Raw genomic sequence first — 17,308 nt, 5'->3', positions numbered from 1 at the left:
GCGGAGAGGTGTATAAGGGACAGTTCGTGGACTTCGGCGTCGGCTTCGTAGTCGTCGGCGGCGGGGGTGCCGCCGGTGACGAGCACGCCCCCGGCGGCACCCCCGCCGCCGACGACTACGAAGCCGACGCCGAAGTCCACGAAGACGACCCCGAAGACGACGACCAAGGCGGCGAACGCCTGCTCGTCGGTGCTGGAGGGCACGCTGCCCCACGTGGCGAAGGTGGGCAACCACATCGCGGCGAAGTTCGGCGTGGACGACATCGGAGGCCGCGCGGGCCGGGCCGGAACCAGCGACCACCCGAGCGGGCTGGCCCTGGACTTCATGGTGGACACGTCCACGGGCAACGCCATCGCCGACTACCTGCTGGCCAACCAGTCGGAGTTCAACGTCAAGTACGTGATCTGGCGGCAGCGCTACAACGACGGCAGCGGCTGGTCAACAATGGAAGACCGCGGCGGCGCCACGGCCAACCACTACGACCACGTGCACGTGTCCTTCAAGTCGAGCGGCTCGGTGAACGTGACCTGCTGAGCACGGCCGGTTTCGTGACGGTCCGGTGCACGTGACGCTGGCTGAGCACGGCCGGTTTCGCTTCGGTCGGGTGCACGTGACCCTGCTGGCTGCGGTCGGTCCCGTGACCACCGCCTCGGTCCGGTGCACGTGACCCTGCTGGCCGCGGTCGGTCCCGTGACGACCGCCTCGGTCCGGTGCACGTGGCCCGCGTGGTTCCGGAAACGCCCAGGCAGCCCCCGGCCTGGGCGTTTCCGTCTTTCCGGGGGCCACGGGCGCACGAGCCACAGCCCGACTCCGGCCGTCCCTGCGCTGAAGCACCCTTGACGGCACGACCTCGGACACCTCTTCGCCCCGAGATTCGAAGCGTGGACCAGGTCCGGCGCCGCTGTCCCGCTCGACACCTCCGCCCGGCTGCCGGCTATCCCCTGGCCACCAGGGAAACACGCCCGCATCAGACGTTGAAGCGGAACTCCACCACGTCGCCGTCGGCCATGATGTAGTCCTTGCCTTCCATCCGGACCTTGCCCGCGGAGCGCGCGGCGGCCATCGAGCCGGCCTCCATCAGGTCCTCGTAGGACACGACCTCGGCCTTGATGAACCCGCGCTCGAAGTCGGTGTGGATGACGCCCGCCGCCTGGGGCGCGGTCGCGCCCTGCGGGATCGTCCACGCCCGCGACTCCTTCGGGCCCGCCGTCAGGTAGGTCTGCAGGCCCAGCGTGTGGAACCCGGCGCGGGCCAGCGCGTGCAGGCCGGGCTCGGTCTGGCCGACCGACTCCAGCAGCTCGCGCACGGACTCCTCGTCGTCGAGTTCGAGCAGCTCGGCCTCGACCTTCGCGTCCAGGAACACGGCGTCCGCCGGCGCGACCAGCTTCGTCAGCTCCTCGCGCTTCGCCTGGTCGGTCAGCACGCCCTCGTCGGCGTTGAAGACGTACAGGAACGGCTTCAGGGTGAGCAGGCTCAGCTCACGCAGCAGCGCGGTGTCGACCTCCTGCTGCGCGGAGAACAACGTGCGCCCGCTGTCGAGGATGTCCTTCGCCTTCTGCGCGGCCTCCAGCGCGGGCCGGTTCTCCTTCTTGGTCCGGGCTTCCTTCTCCAGCCGCGGCAGCGCCTTTTCCAGCGTCTGCAGGTCGGCGAGGATCAGCTCGGTGTTGATCGTCTCGATGTCCGACGACGGGTCGACGCGGCCGTCGACGTGCACCACGTCCGGGTCGTCGAACACCCGGATGACCTGGCAGATCGCGTTGGCCTCGCGGATGTTCGCCAGGAACTTGTTGCCCAGGCCGGCGCCCTCGGAAGCGCCCTTCACGATCCCCGCGATGTCCACAAAGGACACCGTGGCCGGCACGGTACGGGCGGAGCCGAACATCTCGGCGAGCTTGTCCAGCCGCTCGTCGGGCAGCGGCACGACGCCGACGTTGGGCTCGATGGTGGCGAACGGGTAGTTCGCGGCGAGCACGTCGTTGCGGGTCAGCGCGTTGAACAGGGTCGACTTGCCGACGTTGGGCAGGCCGACGATACCGAGGGTCAGACTCACGGCTCCGAAGTCTACGGGGCGAGCCCGCCACCCGGCCCGGCAGCCGTTCGCCCACCCGGCCCGGCAGCACCTTCACCACCCGCCCCGGCACCCATTCGCGGCCCAACCCAGCAGCCGGTCCACCACCCGGCCCGGCAGCACCTTCGCCACTCCCCCGGCAGCACCTTCGCCACTCCCCCCGGCAGCACCTTCGGACGCGGCCCGGCGGCCGTCCACCGCCCGCCCGGCACCCATTCGCCACCCAGCCCTGCTGCCGGTCCACCACCCGGCCCGGCAGCCCGTTCACCACCCCGCCCGGCAGCGCCTCGCCACTCAGCCTGCAGCGCGTCGCCACCGGCCCGGCAACCCGTTCACGGCCATGTCGGATTTCCGCCAGTCGAGTGGCTGACCTGCTGGCAGGATCGAACCCATGACAGCCATCGCCGCACCGGCCGAGCAGGCGCTCTGGCGCGACCCCGAGCGCTGCTACCGCGCCGTCGCCTCGCGCGACGCCCGCTTCGACGGCCAGTTCATCACGGCCGTGCGCACGACCGGCATCTACTGCCGGCCGTCCTGCCCGGCGCTCACCCCACGGCAGGAGAACGTGCGGTTCTACCCGACCGCGGCCGCCGCCCAGGCCGCCGGGTTCCGCGCCTGCCGCCGCTGCCTGCCCGACGCCGTGCCCGGTTCGCCCGAGTGGAACGTGCGCGCCGACCTGGCCGCCCGGGCCATGCGGCTGATCGCGGACGGCGTCGTCGAGCGTGAGGGCGTGCCCGGCCTGGCCCGCCGGCTCGGCTACTCGGAACGCCAGCTCGGCCGGGTCCTGACCACCGAACTCGGCGCCGGGCCGCTGGCCCTGGCCCGCGCGCACCGGGCGCACTCGGCGCGGCTGCTCATCGAGCTGTCCGAGCTGCCGCTGGCCGACGTCGCGTTCGCGGCCGGCTTCGCCAGCGTCCGGCAGTTCAACGACACCATCCGCGAGGTCTTCGCCCGCACACCGTCCCAGCTGCGCACGGCCGCCGCCGCGGCACGCCGCCGCGCCGGCGCCGCCGAACCGGAAACGGGTACCGCCGGGACCCGGCTGTCCCTGCGGCTGCCGTTCCGCCCGCCGTTCGACGCCGCCGGGATCCTCGGCTTCTTCGCCGCCCGGGCGGTGCCCGGGGTCGAGTCGGCCGATGACCACAGCTACACCCGCACGCTGCGGCTCCCGCACGGCGCCGCGTCGGTGACCCTGACGCCGCAGGACGGGCACGTGCGCTGCGACCTGCGGCTCGCCGACGTCCGCGACCTCGGCGCCGCGGTCACCCGCGCCCGGCGCCTGCTGGACCTGGACGCCGACCCGGATGCCGTCGCCCGCGTGCTCGGCGCCGACCCGGCGCTGGCCCCAGCGGTCGCCGCGACCCCGGGCATCCGGGTCCCCGGCGCGGCCGACGGCGGCGAGCTGGTGCTGCGCGCCATGCTCGGACAGCAGGTCTCGGTCGCCGCCGCGCGCACCGCCGCGGCCCGGCTCACCGCCGCGCTCGGTGATCCGGTCCCGTGGCAGGACGACCTCCTGCTGTTTCCCACCGCCGAAGCCGTGGCCGAGCGGGGCCACGAGGTGCTCCGCGGGCCGCAGCGCCGCATCGACGCCATCCTCGGCGCCGCCGCCGCACTCGCCTCCGGCGAGGTCGACGTACACGTCGGACGCGACCCCGGCGAGCTGCGGGACGAACTGCTCGCACTCACCGGCATCGGACCGTGGACCGCCGACTACGTGCTGATGCGCGTCCTCGGCGCACCCGACGTGCTCCTCACCGGCGACCTCGTGCTCCGCAAGGGCGCCGCCGCACTCGGCATCGCCGACGACATCCCCGCCCTCACCGAACGCGCACAGGCCTGGCGACCGTGGCGGTCCTACGCCGGCATGTACCTGTGGCGCTCGAGCCAGGCCTGAACCCCGTAAGGAGAACCGACATGAGCATCGCCCACTGGTCCACAACCGACACCCCGGTCGGCCCGTTCACCGCCATCGTCGCGAGCGACGGCGCCGTCCTGGCCTCCGGCTGGACCGCCGAGCTGGCCGAACTGACTCCCCAGATCTCCCCCTCCCTGCGTCCGTCCGACCTCCGCGAGAAACACGACCTCGGCGCGGTCAGCACCGCGGTCCGCCGCTACCACGAGGGCGAGCTGGACGCGATCGACGACATTCCCGTACGCCAGCGCTCCGGCGAGTTCCTGCAGCACGCGTGGGACGTGCTGCGCACGGTGCCCGCCGGCAAACCGGTCACCTACAGCGAGTACGCCGCTCTCGCCGGCCGCCACGCCGCCATCCGCGCCGCGGCCTCGGCGTGCGCCCGCAACGCGGCGGCGCTGTTCGTGCCCTGCCACCGGGTGCTCCGCATCGGCGGCGCACTGGGCGGCTTCCGCTGGGGCGTCGACGTCAAGCGCTGGCTGCTCGACCACGAAACCCCGTACCGCTCCTGAAGATTCACGCCATCTGCAGCTCCAGACTCGACCCGGTGCGGGACTTGCGCACCCGCAACCGGGTCGGGATCCGCTGCCGCAGCTCCTCCACATGGGACACCAGGCCGACCACCCGGCCTCCGGCTCGCAGGTCGTCGAGGATGTTCATCACCACGTCGAGGGTTTCGGCATCGAGCGTGCCGAAACCCTCATCGACGAACAGCGTGTCCAGCAGCGAGCCACCGGTCTCCGCCGCGACCACGTCGGCCAGCCCGAGCGCCAGCGCGAGTGACGCGAGGAACGACTCCCCGCCGGACAGGGTCTTCGCCGGCCGGACGGTGCCGGAGAAGTCGTCCAGCACGTCCAGTCCCAGGCCGCCCCTCGTGCCGTGCGATCCGGCCGCATCGGAGTGCACGAACGAGTAGCGGCCCTGGCTCATCGTCTGCAACCGCGCTGTCGCGGCGATGGCCACCTCTTCCAGCCGGGCCGCCAGGACGTACGACCGCAGCGACATCTTCCGCGCGTTCTGCCCGCGCCCGTTGACCACGTCGGTCAGCGCGTCGAGCTCCGCGAACTCCTCCTCCAGCGGCCGCAGCCGCTCCGTCGCGGCCGCCAACCGCTCGGCCAGCGTGCCCAGCGCATCCGCTTGCGCGGTCGCCGACCGGAGGACGGCGACCGCCGCCTCGGCCCGTTCCCGCGCTGCCTGGGCCTTCGCCCTCGCCGACTCGACGTCCACCCCGGCGTCCGGCCCGACCCCGAACAGTTCGGGCTCGTTCAGCGTCGCCCGTGCCGCCGCTTCGGCCGCACTGGCATCGGCCAGGTGCTTTTCCAGCTCCCGGACCGTCGCCTCGTCCCGGGCGGCGGCCCGCATCTCGTCCACGGTCTCGAAACCGGCCCGCCACAGGGCGTCCCGCACCTCGGCGCGCTGACGTTCGAGCTGCTCGGCGGCACTCGCGGCCGCGGACCGCGCCTCGGCCAGGGCGTCCAGCGCGCGCACGATCCCCGTCAGGTGCGCGCGGCGGGCGGCGACATCCGCGTGCTCGCCCCGCGCCTCCTCCAGCCGCCGTGCGCGTTCGGCGACGCGATCGGACAACGTCTGCCGCTGGGTCTCGGCAGCCGTCGCCGCCTGCAGCGCGGCCGACCGCTCCTTCTCCAGTTCCCGTTGCTCGGTTTCGGTGGCCTGCACCTGTTTCGCGAGCGGCACCCGCTGCTTCGCCAACGCGTCCAGACCCGCGATCTCCTTGCGCAGCACCGAGAGTTCCTCGTTCAGCTGGGCCCCGTCCCGCCCCCGCAGACGTTCGCGCAGCGCCGCGAGCTTGGTTTCGGCCTCGTGCTTGGCCGCCTCCGCGGCCTTGCGCCGCCGCTCCGCCCGGCTCTCCGCCTCTTCGGCCGCCTGCTCCTGCTCGTGCGAGACCGCTTCGGGCGCGGCCATGGCCGGGGCCGGGTGATCACACGAACCACACACCGGGCACGGCGATCCGGACGTCAGCCGGGCGGCCAGCTCGGCCGCCATCCCGTCCAGCCGCCACCGGCGCAGCTCGAGGAACCGCTCACGTGCCTCCTGGTGCTGGTCGATCGCCTGCCGGGCCAGCTCTTCGGCGTCCGTCAACGCGCGCTCGGCCGCGGGCAGGCGCTCCGCGTCCCGCACCGCGGCGACCAGTTCGGACTCGCGCTTGCGGACCTCACCGAACTTCGCCTCGGCGTCGATCGCGGTGTCCAGCCGCTCCCGCAGGTCCCGTGCCCGCTCCGGGATGCCGGCCAGCTTCTCCCCGAGCACCTCGACCCGGGCACGCGCCTCGGTCGCGGCCTCGGCGAACCGCTCGATGTCCCGCTGGTCGCGGACCTGCTGCGCGGCCTCGTCCACCAGCCCGGCGAGCGCACCGGCCTCCTCGCGCAGCTTCCCGGACAGCTTGCGCAGGTCCGCGGTGCCCACCCGCGCGTCCGCGAAACCCGTTGCGGCGAGCGCCTGCGCCCGGCGTTCCTCTGCCACGCGGGCCTCGTCCAGCTGGGTCGCGCACCGGTCCGCCTGAGCCGCGACACCGATCACGGCCGCCGCCCGCCTGGCGGCCTCGAGTTCACGGGCCCAGCGGTTCCGTTCCTCCTCCTGCTCGGCCAGCGCCGCGAGCCGCTGGTGCGCGTCCCGCACCCGGCGCACGCGTTCGGCCGCGGCGAGCCGCTCGGCCAGCAGCTCGTCAGCGGATTCCCGCCCCGCGCGCGCCCGCTTCTCGTCGTCCTGGGCCTGTTCCACGGTGGACCTGATGCGCTCGCCGGTGCGCGCGACCCAGCCCGCGATGTCCTCCTCGGGCACGTCCTCCCCGGCCACCTGCGCGAACCGCGCCGTCCACTCCCGCAATTCCAGGCGCTGCTGATCGAGTTCGCGCCGCCGGTCCGCGCGCCGTTCCCGGAACCACGCCTCGACGTCGGCGAACCGCTTGGTGCCGAAGAGCCGCTCCAGCAGCTTCTCCCGCTCGTCGGTGTCGGCACGCAGGAACCTGGCGAACTCCCCCTGCGGCAGCAACACGACCTGGAAGAACTGTTCCGCGCTCATCCCCAGCAGACGCTGGACCGTGCGGCCGACCTCGTCGATCCGGGTCAGACCCTCGGGAGGCTGGCCCGCGGGCGGCGGACCGACCCACCTGAGCACCGCCTTCGCCTGCTGTGTGGTCGTTCCTTCGCCACGCCGCTTCGGACGCTGGTACTCCGGGCTGCGCGACAACCGCAAACGCTGACCCTGGACGGTCAGTTCGAGCACGACCTCGGTCGGGTCCTCCGGATCCGCCAGATCGCAGCGCAACCGTTTGACCTGCCCGCGCGCGCCGGGCACGGTGCCGAAGAGCGCGAACGCCACCGCGTCCAGCAGCGTGGTCTTGCCCGCGCCGGTATCGCCGTGCAGGAGGAACAGCCCGTCGGCGCCGAGCGCGTCGAAGTCGACGACCTGCCTGGTCCGGTACGGACCGAAAGCCGCCACCTCCAGCCGGTGCAGTCTCATGCCGCGTCCTCCCTGTCCGCCTTCTCCAGGGCCGTCCGCAGCAGCGCGGCCTCACGCTCGTTCGGCGGAGCGCCCCGGCAGTCGTCGAGGAAACCACGGGCGATCTCCTCGTCCGACCGCCCGCGCACCGCCGCGGCGTACCGCAACGCCGAGGACGTCTTCCCGTTCTCCGGCTGCCACTCCAGGTGCACGGCGTGGGGGAAACGCTCCCGCAGCAACCGCATCGCGTCGACCGGGCGGACGTCGTCGGTGAGCGTGACCGACAGATAACACTCGGCCAGCTCGTCGTGCGCCGGATCGGCCAGCAGGTCAGCGAGGCGGCCGGTGAGCTTGGCGAGCCGGCGCGGCACCGGCAGCTCGTGGCGACGCACCTCGGCCAGGCCGGACGCGTCGAGGTCGACCAGCCACACCGATTTCCGTTGCTGCGCCTCGGAGAACGAGTAGGCGACCGGGCTGCCCGAGTACCGCAGGTGCTCGGCGAGCGTCTGCGGGCCGTGCAAGTGTCCCAACGCGACGTAGTCGGCGCCGTCGAACACCGCGCCGGGGACCTGTTCCACGCCACCGACCGCAATGGACCGCTCCGATTCCGTCGGCGCGCCACCGGTGACGAACGCGTGCGCGAGCACGACCGAACGGGTTCCCGGTGCACGCTCCGCCAGGTCGGCCCGGATGCGCCGCATCGCCTCGGTGAGCACGCCCGTGTGGCCCCGCGCCCCCGTCACGCCGAGCGCGTGCCGCGCCGGTTCCGGCTCCAGGTAAGGGATTCCGTAGATCGCGACCGGACCGTGGTCGTCGTCGAGCAGGACCGGGTCGGCGATGCGGTCGATCGTCGTGCGCAGGTGCAGACCGCCGGCGGCGGCGAACTCACCGAACGCTCCCAGCCGCGGCGCCGAGTCGTGGTTGCCGGACGTGAGGACGATGTGCGCACCGGCGTGCCGCAGGCGGCTCAGGGCGCGGTTGGCGACCTGCACCGCCTCGGCGGACGGCACGGCGCGGTCGTAGATGTCGCCCGACACGAGGACGACGTCCACCCCCTCGGCGGCCACCAGGTCCGCGAGGTGCGCGAGCACGGCGTCCTGCTCGGCGAGCAGGTCCAGGCCGTGGAAGGTGCGTCCGACGTGCCAGTCGGAGGTGTGCAGGAGTCTCACGCCGCCCAAGTTACGAGGGGGGTCCGACAGAATCCCGCAGACACCCCGCGATGCTTCACCCGAACGTGTGTTCGGAGTGGATTCGAGCGGGCGGGCCCCGTTTTTGTCGGTGCCCTCCGTCATGATGCGGTCACGTTCTCGACGATCAAGAAAGGAGGGCGGCAGTGGCCTCCACCGTGATCAGCACGGCAGCCGTCGCGATCGCTTTGGTCCTGGTCGTGGCGGTCGTCCTGCTGTGGCGGCTCTACAGCGACAGCATGCGCCGCGCGGACGCGGCGGCTCGCCAGGTCGAGGCCGAGCGGTCACGCGTGGATCAGCAGCAGGCGGCGTTGCGCCGGTACGAAGTGGCCTTCGCCTCGATCAGCGGCCGCGGCGAGCTGGGCGAGCAGGTACTGGCGGAGACCGCGCGGGCGCTGGGGTTGCGCGAGGGGCTGCACTACACACTGCAGACGGACCTGGGCGGTGGCGGATCGGCCAAACCGGACATGGTGCTGCGGGTGGGCGGTGACCGGAGCGTGCCGGTCGACGCTAAGGCGAGCCTGGCGTGCTGGGCAGAAGCGGTCGAGACCGACGATCCCGACGAGCGGATGGACGCGTTGCGGGTGCACGTCCGGAACCTCCGGTCCCGGGCGGCGGAGCTGGCGGGCAAGGGGTACCAGCGCTGGGCCGACGCGATCTACGGCACGGTGATGTTCGTGCCGTCCGACGCGGCCGTGGTGGCGGCGCTGGACACCGATCCCGAACTACTGCGGTGGATGCTCGACCGGCGGGTGTTCCTGTGCGGACCGACCGGGTTCGCGGTGGTGGCGTCGGCCGCGCTGTTCGCCGCGAGCGACCGGGCGGTGGTGGAGGACATCGAGCGGGTGCGGGCCGGCGCGGCGGCGGCGCACCGGGCGGCGGGCAACGCGATCGAGGCGCTCAACCTCAGCAGTACCCACCTGCAGCGGTTCCTGTCGGCGCGGCGGCGGGAGCTGGACGCGCTCGAGGGGTTCCGGGCGGCCGTGGCGCCGCTGTCGGACGCGGCGGCGAGCCCGACCGAGGTGGCCACCATCCGGAGGGGGGACGAGATGGCCGCGAGCTAGGGGAAAACTTCACGTTACCGGCACGTTGCCAACACGGCCGGGGCGGCCGAAACCGCTGATCAAGGCGGGTGCCGGGTGGGCCGATCCAGTGGTCTGAACCGCAACCTCCGCGGGATGGGGAGCCGTTGGGGCCGGCTACAGGTTACGGTGTTGCCTCGTGACCGCCATTCCCGATCGCCGGAGCGATTCCGACGCCGACGACATCCCGGTGCCGTGGGATCAGCGTCCCATCGTCGGGGAACGCCGCGGCTTGCCGTGGTGGGGTGCCGTGCTCCTCGCGTTCGGGCTGGCGGTGATCGGTGCGGTCATCGACATGCAGACGCAGAACACGCTCGGCTGGCTGTTCAAGGGCGCGTACTTCGTCGGCGCGGTGGGCGCTGTGGCGGGGGTGCAGCGGCGCAGCCTGTTCGGGCCGATGGTGCAGCCCCCGCTGGTCCTGGGGATCACCGTGCCCGGGGTGGTGCTGCTGGTCTCCGGGCTGCCGGACAACAGCGACATGCTGACGCGCGCGCTGGCCGTCGGCACACCGCTGATCAACGGGTTCCCGACCATGGCGATCACGACCGGCTGCACGCTGGTGCTGGGCATCGTCCGGATCTACCGCGAACGCAACCCGGACGCGGCGCCGAAGGCGAGCGACAAGCGGCCCACGGACCCGAAGCGTCCCGGCGGTGCGGGACGTGGCGGTGCCGCGCGGGGTGACGCGCCGCGTGGCCGCCGCCCGGCCGACGGGCGTCCCGGCTCCGGTGCGGGCTCTGGTTCTGGTGCCGGTTCTGGCTCCGGTGCGGGCTCCGGCTCTGGTGCGGACCGCCCTGCGGGGCAGGGCCGTGCCGCGGGTGCGGTCGCGGCGGCGCGTGGTGTGGCTGGTCGGCGCCCTGGACGCCGCCCGCCCGAGGACGATGCGCGCCGCGCCGCGGATGAGGCGCCGCGACGTGGGCGTCGGGGCGCGGACGGCGGTGCGCGCCGCCCGGCGGAGGACGACCCGCGCCGTGACGCCGCTGCCCGGGGCGCGAAGACCCCGCCTCCGGGGCGCCGCCCGCGGCAGCGCGCCGTACCGCCGGAGGACGCCGACCGCCGCGCCGGGGAGCCACGCACCGGCGGCCCCGCGGCCGACCGCCCCCGCCGGGTCCCCCCACGAGCCGGCGACCCACGCCGAGCGCCCGAGGGCCGTCGCGGAGGCACCCCACGCCGCCGCCCCTGGGACGACGAAGCCTGAACACCGGGCGACGCTCCCCCTGGGGCGAGGCCTGAACACCGGGCGACGCGCCCCCTGGGGCGAGACCGGAGCACGGGAACACGCCCCTGAGGCGAGCCCTGAACACCGGGCGACGCCCCCTCGGGCCGAGACCGGAGCACCGAGAACCACACCCCCTGGGCGGAACCGGAGCACCGAGAACCACACCCCCTGAGCGGAACCGGAGCACTGGGCAACAGCGTCCCGGGGGCATGACTTCAGCTCCGGGCCGCAGGCGTCCAGGAGGGCAACGGCCTCAGCCCCGACTGCATGCCCCAGGGGAACGCGACCCTGGGTGCGCCGGGACTACCCGGCCGGCGGGACCTGGCTCGAAGGCCTCTGGGCACGGCGGGACCCACCCCGCCGCGACGACTCCTGACCGCCGCTGGATGCGCCTCCCGGCACAAGCACCGGAGAACTCGCCTGTCTTGGAGTTGAAACACTCGCCTGTCCTGAAACAGCATCCGGCTGGAGTCGGATGCCTTGAAACAGCATGCGACTTGACGGCGGATGTCGTCGAGCAACAGCAGGCGTGGAGTAGACATGCTCACGATCGCTAGGGCTGGGGAAGGCCCACTGGCTGTCGGGTGAGGAGTTGGTTTCCGGGCTCAGCGGGGTGGGGCACGGTCGTGTGGGCATCACGGTCGGTTGCGGATCGCGTATACGAGGCCGGAGGGGACGAACTCGGCGTGGGGACTTGCCATCCGCGCGCCCAAAGTGCGCTTCCCATCCGCAGGGCCGGACGTGACAAGTGCCCGGGACGAAACTGTCCCGGGCACTCGAAACCCGCACCTACCGAAAGCAGCTCACCCAAGCACCCAGCCACCACGCGAACCAGGCGGTCGCTGGGGCCTGCCGGAAGCGATCCGACGCTCAGACGCTGCGCAGCTCGCGCGGTAGGGCGAACGCGATCTTCTCGTTGGCGGTCGTCACTTCCTGCACCTCGCCCCAGCCGCGTTCGGACAGCCAGGTCAGCAGGTCCATCACCAGCACGTCCGGCACCGACGCACCACTCGTCACGCCGACCGTCGTCACGTCCTGCAGCCACGCCTCGTCGACCTCGTGAGCAAAATCGATCAGGTGCGCGTCCCGGGCGCCGGCCTGCTTGGCGACCTCCACCAGGCGCTGCGAGTTCGACGAGTTCTTCGACCCGACGACCAGCACCAGATCACACTCCGGCGCCATCGCCTTCACCGCCGTCTGCCGGTTGGACGTCGCGTAACAAATGTCGTCGCTGGGCGGGTCCGCCAGGTTCGGGAAGCGGTCCTTCAGCTGGTCGACGCGCTCCATCGTCTCGTCCACGCTCAACGTGGTCTGCGACAACCACACCACCTTCGACGGGTCCCGCACCTCGACCTTCGCCGCGTCCTCGGCCGTGTCGACCAGCTGGACGTGCGTCGGCGCCTCACCGGCGGTGCCCTCGACCTCCTCGTGGCCCTCGTGCCCGATCAGCAGGATGTCGTAGTCCTGACCGGCGAACCGGTTGACCTCCTTGTGCACCTTCGTCACCAGCGGGCACGTCGCGTCGATCGTGCGCAGGTTGCGCTCCTTCGCCTCCGCGCGCACGGCCGGCGACACCCCGTGCGCCGAGAACACGACCAGCTCGCCCTCGGGCACCTCGGACGTCTCCTCGACGAAGATGACCCCGCGCTCACGCAGCGACTCGACCACGTGCCGGTTGTGCACGATCTCCTTGCGCACGTACACCGGCGGCCCGTACAGCTCCAGGGCCTTCTCCACGGCGACCACGGCGCGGTCGACGCCGGCGCAGTAGCCACGCGGCTTGGCCAGCAACACACGCTTGACGGGCTCGGAGACAGCAGTCATAGCTCCAGGGTACGGGCCGCCCGGCACCCGATCCCCGCCCCCACCGGGCACCCACCACCCGATTCGTGTGCATCCCGTCACGTCGCCACGCCGCGCCGGTTGGGCTGAACCGCCAAGGTGCGGCACGCTGTACCCATGAAGCCACTCCCGCTTCCCCTCCGCGTCGCGGCGGGCCTGGCCGTGACCGCCGCCGAACGCGCCCGCGACCTGCCCAAAACCCTGCTCGGGCTGCCGGTCACGGTGATCTCCGGCGTGCTCCAGTTCTCCATGCGCATGCAGCAGCAGATCACCGAGCTGGCCATCCGCGGTGACGACGCCCTCGCCTCGCTGCGCCCCGTCGAGGACACCCCGAGCTGGGCCACCTTCGACGAGGACCTCCCCGCCGACCAGCCGGCCGGCCAGTCCGCCGAGTCCGGCCAGCCGCGCACCGACCTCAACGGCCACCGCGCGGACGCGGTGCTCACCGACGTCGGCGACAGCCCCTGGGAACAGGAGGAACGCGCCCTGGGCGAAGAGCACGCCGAAGGCGAGTTCGACAGCCCGGCCGGCACTGCCGACGGCCCCCTCGGTCTGGCCAACTACGACGAGCTCACCCTGCCGCAGCTGCGCGCCCGCCTGCGCCGCTTCTCCCTCGCGGAGCTCGAGGAGCTGCTGGAGTATGAGCGCGCCCACGCCAACCGGGCGCAGTTCGTCGGCATGCTGGCCCGCCGCATCACCAACGTGCAGCGCGCCAACGCCGCCGGGGACGCCGAGGCGGAGTGAGCGCCGAACCCACCACCGCGGAGAACCCGTGGCCGGTGCGCACGGTCGCGCGCAAGATCGCCGAGTGGATCAACCGGCTCGGCTCGGTCTGGGTCGAGGGCCAGGTCACCCAGATCAACGCCCGCCCCGGCACGCAGACCGCGTTCCTCACCCTGCGCGACCCGGCCGCCGACGTCTCCATGACCGTCACCTGCCCGACCGGCCTGCTGCGTGGCATCGAACCGCCGCTGCGGGACGGCGCGAGCGTGGTCGTCTACGCCAAACCGACGTTCTACCTGGGCCGCGGCACCATCTCGCTGCGCGCCACCGAGATCCGCGCCGTCGGCATCGGTGAGCTGCTCGCCCGCATCGAACGGCTGCGCCGCTTGCTCGCCGCCGAGGGCCTGTTCGCCAAGGAACGCAAGCGCCGCCTGCCGTTCCTGCCCAAGGGCATCGGCCTGATCACCGGCCGCGCGTCCGCCGCCGAACGGGACGTGCTGGTCAACGCGCACAACCGATGGCCCGCCGCGCCGTTCCAGGTGGTCAACACCGCGGTGCAGGGCGTGCAGGCGGTGCCGCAGATCGTCAAGGCGCTGCAGATGCTCGACGCCGACCCGTCGGTCGAGGTCATCGTCATCGCGCGCGGCGGCGGCAGCGTCGAGGACCTGCTGCCGTTCTCCGACGAGACCCTGTGCCGCGCGGTCGCCGCCGCCCGGACCCCGGTGGTCAGCGCGATCGGGCACGAACCGGACACCCCGCTGCTGGACCACGTCGCCGACGTGCGCTGCTCGACCCCGACCGACGCCGGCAAGCGCGTCGTGCCGGACGTGAAGGAGGAGGCCGAGCGCGTCCGGCAGATGCGCGACCGGGCCCGCCGCGCGCTGCACGGCTGGGTGGACACCCAGTGCCGCCTGCTCGACCAGCTGCGCAGCCGCCCGGTGCTGGCCGACCCGCTGGGCCCGATCAACCGCCGCGCCGACGAGATCGAGCTGCACCGGGAGCCCGGGCGGCGCGCGGTGCTCAACCTGGTCTCGCACGAGCAGGCCGCCATCGCGGGCGCGCGGGGCAAGCTGACCGCGCTCGGACCGGCGGCGACGCTCGAACGCGGGTACGCGGTCGTGCAATACCGCGACGACGCAGGCAACCTCCAGGTGCTCCGGCACATCTCTGAAGTAGCGGAGGGAACTCCGCTGCGCGTGCGCATCGTCGACGGAGCCGTGCACGCGGTCGCGCGATCCACCGAACCAGGAGAGTAGGAAGTGCTGCGTTCCGCTCGAGCGACGTTCCTCCCGCTCACCACCGACGCCGCGGCGCGGGCCGGCGCACAGGCCGTCCTCGACCGGGCCGGCGCCGCCGAGGCCGCGGCCGGCGCCTGCTGGGCGTCGCTGCTGGCCGGGTGCGCCGTGCCCGGCCGCTGGGACCTGGACACCCGCCTGCGGCAGCTGTCGGAAGCGACCTCGGCGTACGTCGGTGTGCGGTGGTGGTTCAACGAGGGCGCGCCGCACCGCAGGCGGGTCGCGCAGGCGCAGGGGTCCATCGAGCTGGCGATCACCGAGGGTGACGGCCAGGAGTTCGCCACCGCCTTCGCCGGTTACGACCACGCGATGGCGAGCGCGGTAGTGTGCGCTCGTCGACCCGCGAGGAGCACAACCCGGTGACCGAAGAACTCGGCTATGAACAGGCCCGCGACCAGCTCATCGAGGTCGTCCGCGAGCTGGAGGCGGGCGGCCTGTCCCTGGAACAGTCGCTCGCGCTGTGGGAGAAGGGCGAGCACCTCGCCAAGCTGTGCGAGCGTCACCTGGACGGGGCCCGCGAGCGCATCGAGGACGCGCTGAAGTCCGTCGAGGACGCAAACAGCGACGAAGGGTGACATTCGCCATCACGACGCTGCCCTGCGAGCCCGCGCGAGTCTGAGAGAATCGTTACCCGCGCCAGCACGACCCTGGAGGGCAGCAATGACCAGCGGCACCCCGTCCCCGAGCACGACGAGACGCAAGGAAGCGCCGGATCGCAACCTCGCGATGGAGCTGGTGCGCGTCACCGAGGCCGCCGCGATGGCGGCCGGCCGCTGGGTCGGCAAGGGCGACAAGAACGCCGGCGACGGTGCGGCCGTCGACGCGATGCGGCAGCTGATCTCGACCGTGTCGATGCGCGGTGTCGTCGTCATCGGCGAGGGCGAGAAGGACGAAGCCCCGATGCTCTACAACGGCGAAGAGGTGGGCAACGGGGACGGCCCGGCCTGCGACGTCGCGGTGGACCCGATCGACGGCACGACCCTGATGTCGAAGGGCATGCCGAACGCGCTGGCGGTCCTCGCGGTCGCCGAGCGCGGCGCGATGTTCGACCCGTCGGCGGTCTTCTACATGGAGAAGCTGGCCGTGGGCCCGGAGGCCGCGGGTGTGGTGGACCTGTCCGCGCCGATCGCGGAGAACATCCGCCGGGTCGCGAAGGCCAAGCACACCGAGGTCTCGGACGTGACGGTCTGCATCCTGGACCGGCCGCGGCACGAGAAGCTGGTCAAGGAGGTCCGCGAGGCGGGCGCCCGGATCCGGTTCATCTCCGACGGTGACGTGGCGGGCGCGATCGCCGCGGCCCGCCCGACCACCGGTGTCGACATGCTGCTCGGCATCGGCGGCACGCCGGAGGGCATCATCACCGCCTGCGCGATGAAGTGCCTGGGCGGCGAGCTGCAGGGCCGGTTGTGGCCGAAGGACGACGCCGAGCGCGAGAAGGCCATCGGCGCCGGGCACGACCTCGACCGGGTGCTCACCACCGACGACCTGGTGCGCGGCGACAACGTGTTCTTCTGCGCGACCGGCGTGACCGACGGTGACCTGCTGCGTGGCGTGCACTACCGCTCCGGCGGCGCGACGACCCAGTCGATCGTGATGCGGTCCAAGTCCGGCACGGTGCGGCTGATCGACGGCTACCACCGCCTGACCAAGCTCCGCGCGTACTCCTCCGTCGACTTCGACGGCGTCCTGACCGAGGCCCCCGACGACGACGTGGTGCCACCGCTGCCGTGAAACGTCTCCTGCTGATGGCCGCCGCCTGCCTGCTCGCCCTCGGTGGGGTCGCGGGCTCGGCGGCGGCCCGGCCGGACCTGGTCGGCGGGGTGTCCGCCGACCAGCCCTACTCGTTCGTCGCGTCGCTGCAGACGACCGCGGGCCGGCACTTCTGCGGCGCGTCGCTGATCGCGCCGCAGTGGCTGCTGACCGCGGCGCACTGCGTCCAGGACCAGCCCGCGAACACCTTCACCGCCCGGATCGGCAGCAACGACCGGACGCAGGGCGGTGAGGTCGCGCAGCCGGACCGGGTGATCACGCACCCGAGCTTCAACCCGTACGGGCCGGGCGGCGACATCGCCCTGGTCCACCTGGCGAGCCCGGTGCAGGCCACGCCGGTCGGGCTCGGCACCTCGACGTCGGTCGGCACGTCGGTGCGGCTGCTGGGCTGGGGCCAGCTGTGCCCGACACCGGGTTGCGGCTCCGCGCCCGTCGACCTGCAGCAACTGGACACGACCCTGGTCGACGCGGCCCGCTGCGCCGCCATCGACCCGCTCACCGAGCTGTGCACCGACTCGCCCGGTGGCAAGGCGGGCGCCTGCTACGGCGACTCGGGCGGGCCGGAGCTGGTCCGCGCCGGTGACCGGTGGCTGCTGCTGGGCCTGACCAGCCGCTCCGGCAACAACGATCCGGCGTGCACGACGGCGCCGTCGATCTACACCTCGGCCGTGGCCCACGCGAAGTGGATCACCGAGCAGACCGCGCCACCACCGCCGCCCACCCCGGCACCGGCGCCGGGCCCGGCGCCGGT

At 72.8% G+C, this 17,308-nt stretch carries 16 protein-coding genes; 11 read left to right on the top strand and 5 right to left on the bottom strand.

Features of this window, described 5'->3' with window-relative positions:
* The coding region (locus tag D0D28_RS36400) for a hypothetical protein (RefSeq protein WP_205413429.1) at nt 1–203 on the bottom strand (203 nt) is incomplete at its 3' end.
* Nucleotides 204–213: 10 nt separating this feature from the next.
* On the opposite strand from D0D28_RS36400, the gene D0D28_RS33480 reads away from it, so the two are divergent.
* On the top strand, nt 214–534 hold the full coding sequence (locus tag D0D28_RS33480; protein ID WP_240323454.1) for a hypothetical protein: 321 nt from the start codon (nt 214–216) through the stop codon (nt 532–534).
* Between the two features lie 433 nt (nt 535–967).
* Here the strand turns inward: D0D28_RS33480 and ychF are convergent, their stop codons facing one another.
* The gene (gene ychF / locus D0D28_RS33475) at nt 968–2,050 is read right to left on the bottom strand and encodes a redox-regulated ATPase YchF (protein WP_094004721.1); all 1,083 of its coding nucleotides are present in this window, start codon (nt 2,048–2,050) and stop codon (nt 968–970) included.
* Nucleotides 2,051–2,459: 409 nt separating this feature from the next.
* Between ychF and D0D28_RS33470 the strand changes: the two genes are divergently transcribed.
* Nucleotides 2,460–3,962 (top strand): AlkA N-terminal domain-containing protein, encoded by a 1,503-nt coding sequence (locus tag D0D28_RS33470; protein WP_094004720.1) that lies wholly within the window; start codon nt 2,460–2,462, stop codon nt 3,960–3,962.
* A gap of 20 nt (nt 3,963–3,982) precedes the next feature.
* Nucleotides 3,983–4,492 carry a methylated-DNA--[protein]-cysteine S-methyltransferase gene (locus D0D28_RS33465; protein ID WP_116115144.1) on the top strand — a complete coding sequence of 170 codons (510 nt, stop codon included), beginning with the start codon at nt 3,983–3,985 and terminating at the stop codon, nt 4,490–4,492.
* Nucleotides 4,493–4,496: 4 nt separating this feature from the next.
* Here D0D28_RS33465 and D0D28_RS33460 read toward each other — a convergent pair whose 3' ends face one another.
* Both D0D28_RS33460 and D0D28_RS33455 read right to left on the bottom strand, forming a co-directional pair.
* Nucleotides 4,497–7,460 (bottom strand): AAA family ATPase, encoded by a 2,964-nt coding sequence (locus D0D28_RS33460; protein ID WP_116115142.1) that lies wholly within the window; start codon nt 7,458–7,460, stop codon nt 4,497–4,499.
* Entirely contained in the window at nt 7,457–8,608 is a 1,152-nt protein-coding gene (locus tag D0D28_RS33455; RefSeq protein ID WP_162830727.1) for an exonuclease SbcCD subunit D, read from the bottom strand. The genes D0D28_RS33460 and D0D28_RS33455 overlap by 4 nt, the downstream gene beginning before the upstream one ends.
* 164 nt (nt 8,609–8,772) lie before the next feature.
* Between D0D28_RS33455 and rmuC the strand changes: the two genes are divergently transcribed.
* Entirely contained in the window at nt 8,773–9,690 is a 918-nt protein-coding gene (gene rmuC / locus D0D28_RS33450; protein ID WP_094004716.1) for a DNA recombination protein RmuC, read from the top strand.
* A gap of 157 nt (nt 9,691–9,847) precedes the next feature.
* A complete protein-coding gene (locus tag D0D28_RS33445; RefSeq protein WP_094004715.1) occupies nt 9,848–10,906 on the top strand; it encodes a DUF6542 domain-containing protein in 1,059 nt (352 codons plus the stop codon).
* 891 nt (nt 10,907–11,797) lie between these two features.
* Here the strand turns inward: D0D28_RS33445 and D0D28_RS33440 are convergent.
* The gene (locus tag D0D28_RS33440; RefSeq protein ID WP_094004714.1) at nt 11,798–12,751 is read right to left on the bottom strand and encodes a 4-hydroxy-3-methylbut-2-enyl diphosphate reductase; all 954 of its coding nucleotides are present in this window, start codon (nt 12,749–12,751) and stop codon (nt 11,798–11,800) included.
* A gap of 135 nt (nt 12,752–12,886) precedes the next feature.
* On the opposite strand from D0D28_RS33440, the gene D0D28_RS33435 reads away from it, so the two are divergent.
* From D0D28_RS33435 to D0D28_RS33410, 6 genes are all read left to right on the top strand, one after another.
* Nucleotides 12,887–13,513 (top strand): lipid droplet-associated protein, encoded by a 627-nt coding sequence (locus tag D0D28_RS33435; RefSeq protein WP_116115141.1) that lies wholly within the window; start codon nt 12,887–12,889, stop codon nt 13,511–13,513.
* On the top strand, nt 13,510–14,748 hold the full coding sequence (xseA, locus tag D0D28_RS33430) for an exodeoxyribonuclease VII large subunit (protein ID WP_116115139.1): 1,239 nt from the start codon (nt 13,510–13,512) through the stop codon (nt 14,746–14,748). The genes D0D28_RS33435 and xseA overlap by 4 nt, the downstream gene beginning before the upstream one ends.
* 3 nt (nt 14,749–14,751) lie before the next feature.
* Nucleotides 14,752–15,150 (top strand): hypothetical protein, encoded by a 399-nt coding sequence (locus D0D28_RS33425; protein ID WP_094004711.1) that lies wholly within the window; start codon nt 14,752–14,754, stop codon nt 15,148–15,150.
* Nucleotides 15,147–15,362 (top strand): exodeoxyribonuclease VII small subunit, encoded by a 216-nt coding sequence (locus tag D0D28_RS33420; RefSeq protein ID WP_094004710.1) that lies wholly within the window; start codon nt 15,147–15,149, stop codon nt 15,360–15,362. Before D0D28_RS33425 ends, D0D28_RS33420 begins: the two co-directional genes overlap by 4 nt.
* An 85-nt stretch (nt 15,363–15,447) precedes the next feature.
* Complete coding sequence (gene glpX / locus D0D28_RS33415) at nt 15,448–16,518, top strand: class II fructose-bisphosphatase (protein ID WP_094004709.1); 1,071 nt, start codon at nt 15,448–15,450, stop codon at nt 16,516–16,518.
* On the top strand, nt 16,515–17,308 hold a 794-nt coding region (locus D0D28_RS33410; protein WP_240323453.1), incomplete at its 3' end, for a S1 family peptidase. The genes glpX and D0D28_RS33410, both read left to right, overlap by 4 nt.

This window comes from Amycolatopsis ruanii, from assembly GCF_003385175.1.
GTDB classification, from domain to species: Bacteria; Actinomycetota; Actinomycetes; order Mycobacteriales; family Pseudonocardiaceae; genus Amycolatopsis_E; species Amycolatopsis_E thermalba.
Note: the sequence above shows the minus strand (reverse complement) of the source record. Positions and strands in the feature narration are given on the sequence as shown.

What these genes read in the sequence shown, in the direction of transcription:
- D0D28_RS33435 (WP_116115141.1), top strand. Translation starts at nt 12,887, where the DNA reads ATGAAGCCACTCCCGCTTCCCCTCCGCGTCGCGGCGGGCCTGGCCGTG.
- glpX (WP_094004709.1), top strand. Translation starts at nt 15,448, where the DNA reads ATGACCAGCGGCACCCCGTCCCCGAGCACGACGAGACGCAAGGAAGCG.
- D0D28_RS33465 (WP_116115144.1), top strand. Translation starts at nt 3,983, where the DNA reads ATGAGCATCGCCCACTGGTCCACAACCGACACCCCGGTCGGCCCGTTC.
- D0D28_RS33440 (WP_094004714.1), bottom strand. Translation starts at nt 12,751, where the DNA reads ATGACTGCTGTCTCCGAGCCCGTCAAGCGTGTGTTGCTGGCCAAGCCG.
- D0D28_RS33460 (WP_116115142.1), bottom strand. Translation starts at nt 7,460, where the DNA reads ATGAGACTGCACCGGCTGGAGGTGGCGGCTTTCGGTCCGTACCGGACC.
- D0D28_RS33470 (WP_094004720.1), top strand. Translation starts at nt 2,460, where the DNA reads ATGACAGCCATCGCCGCACCGGCCGAGCAGGCGCTCTGGCGCGACCCC.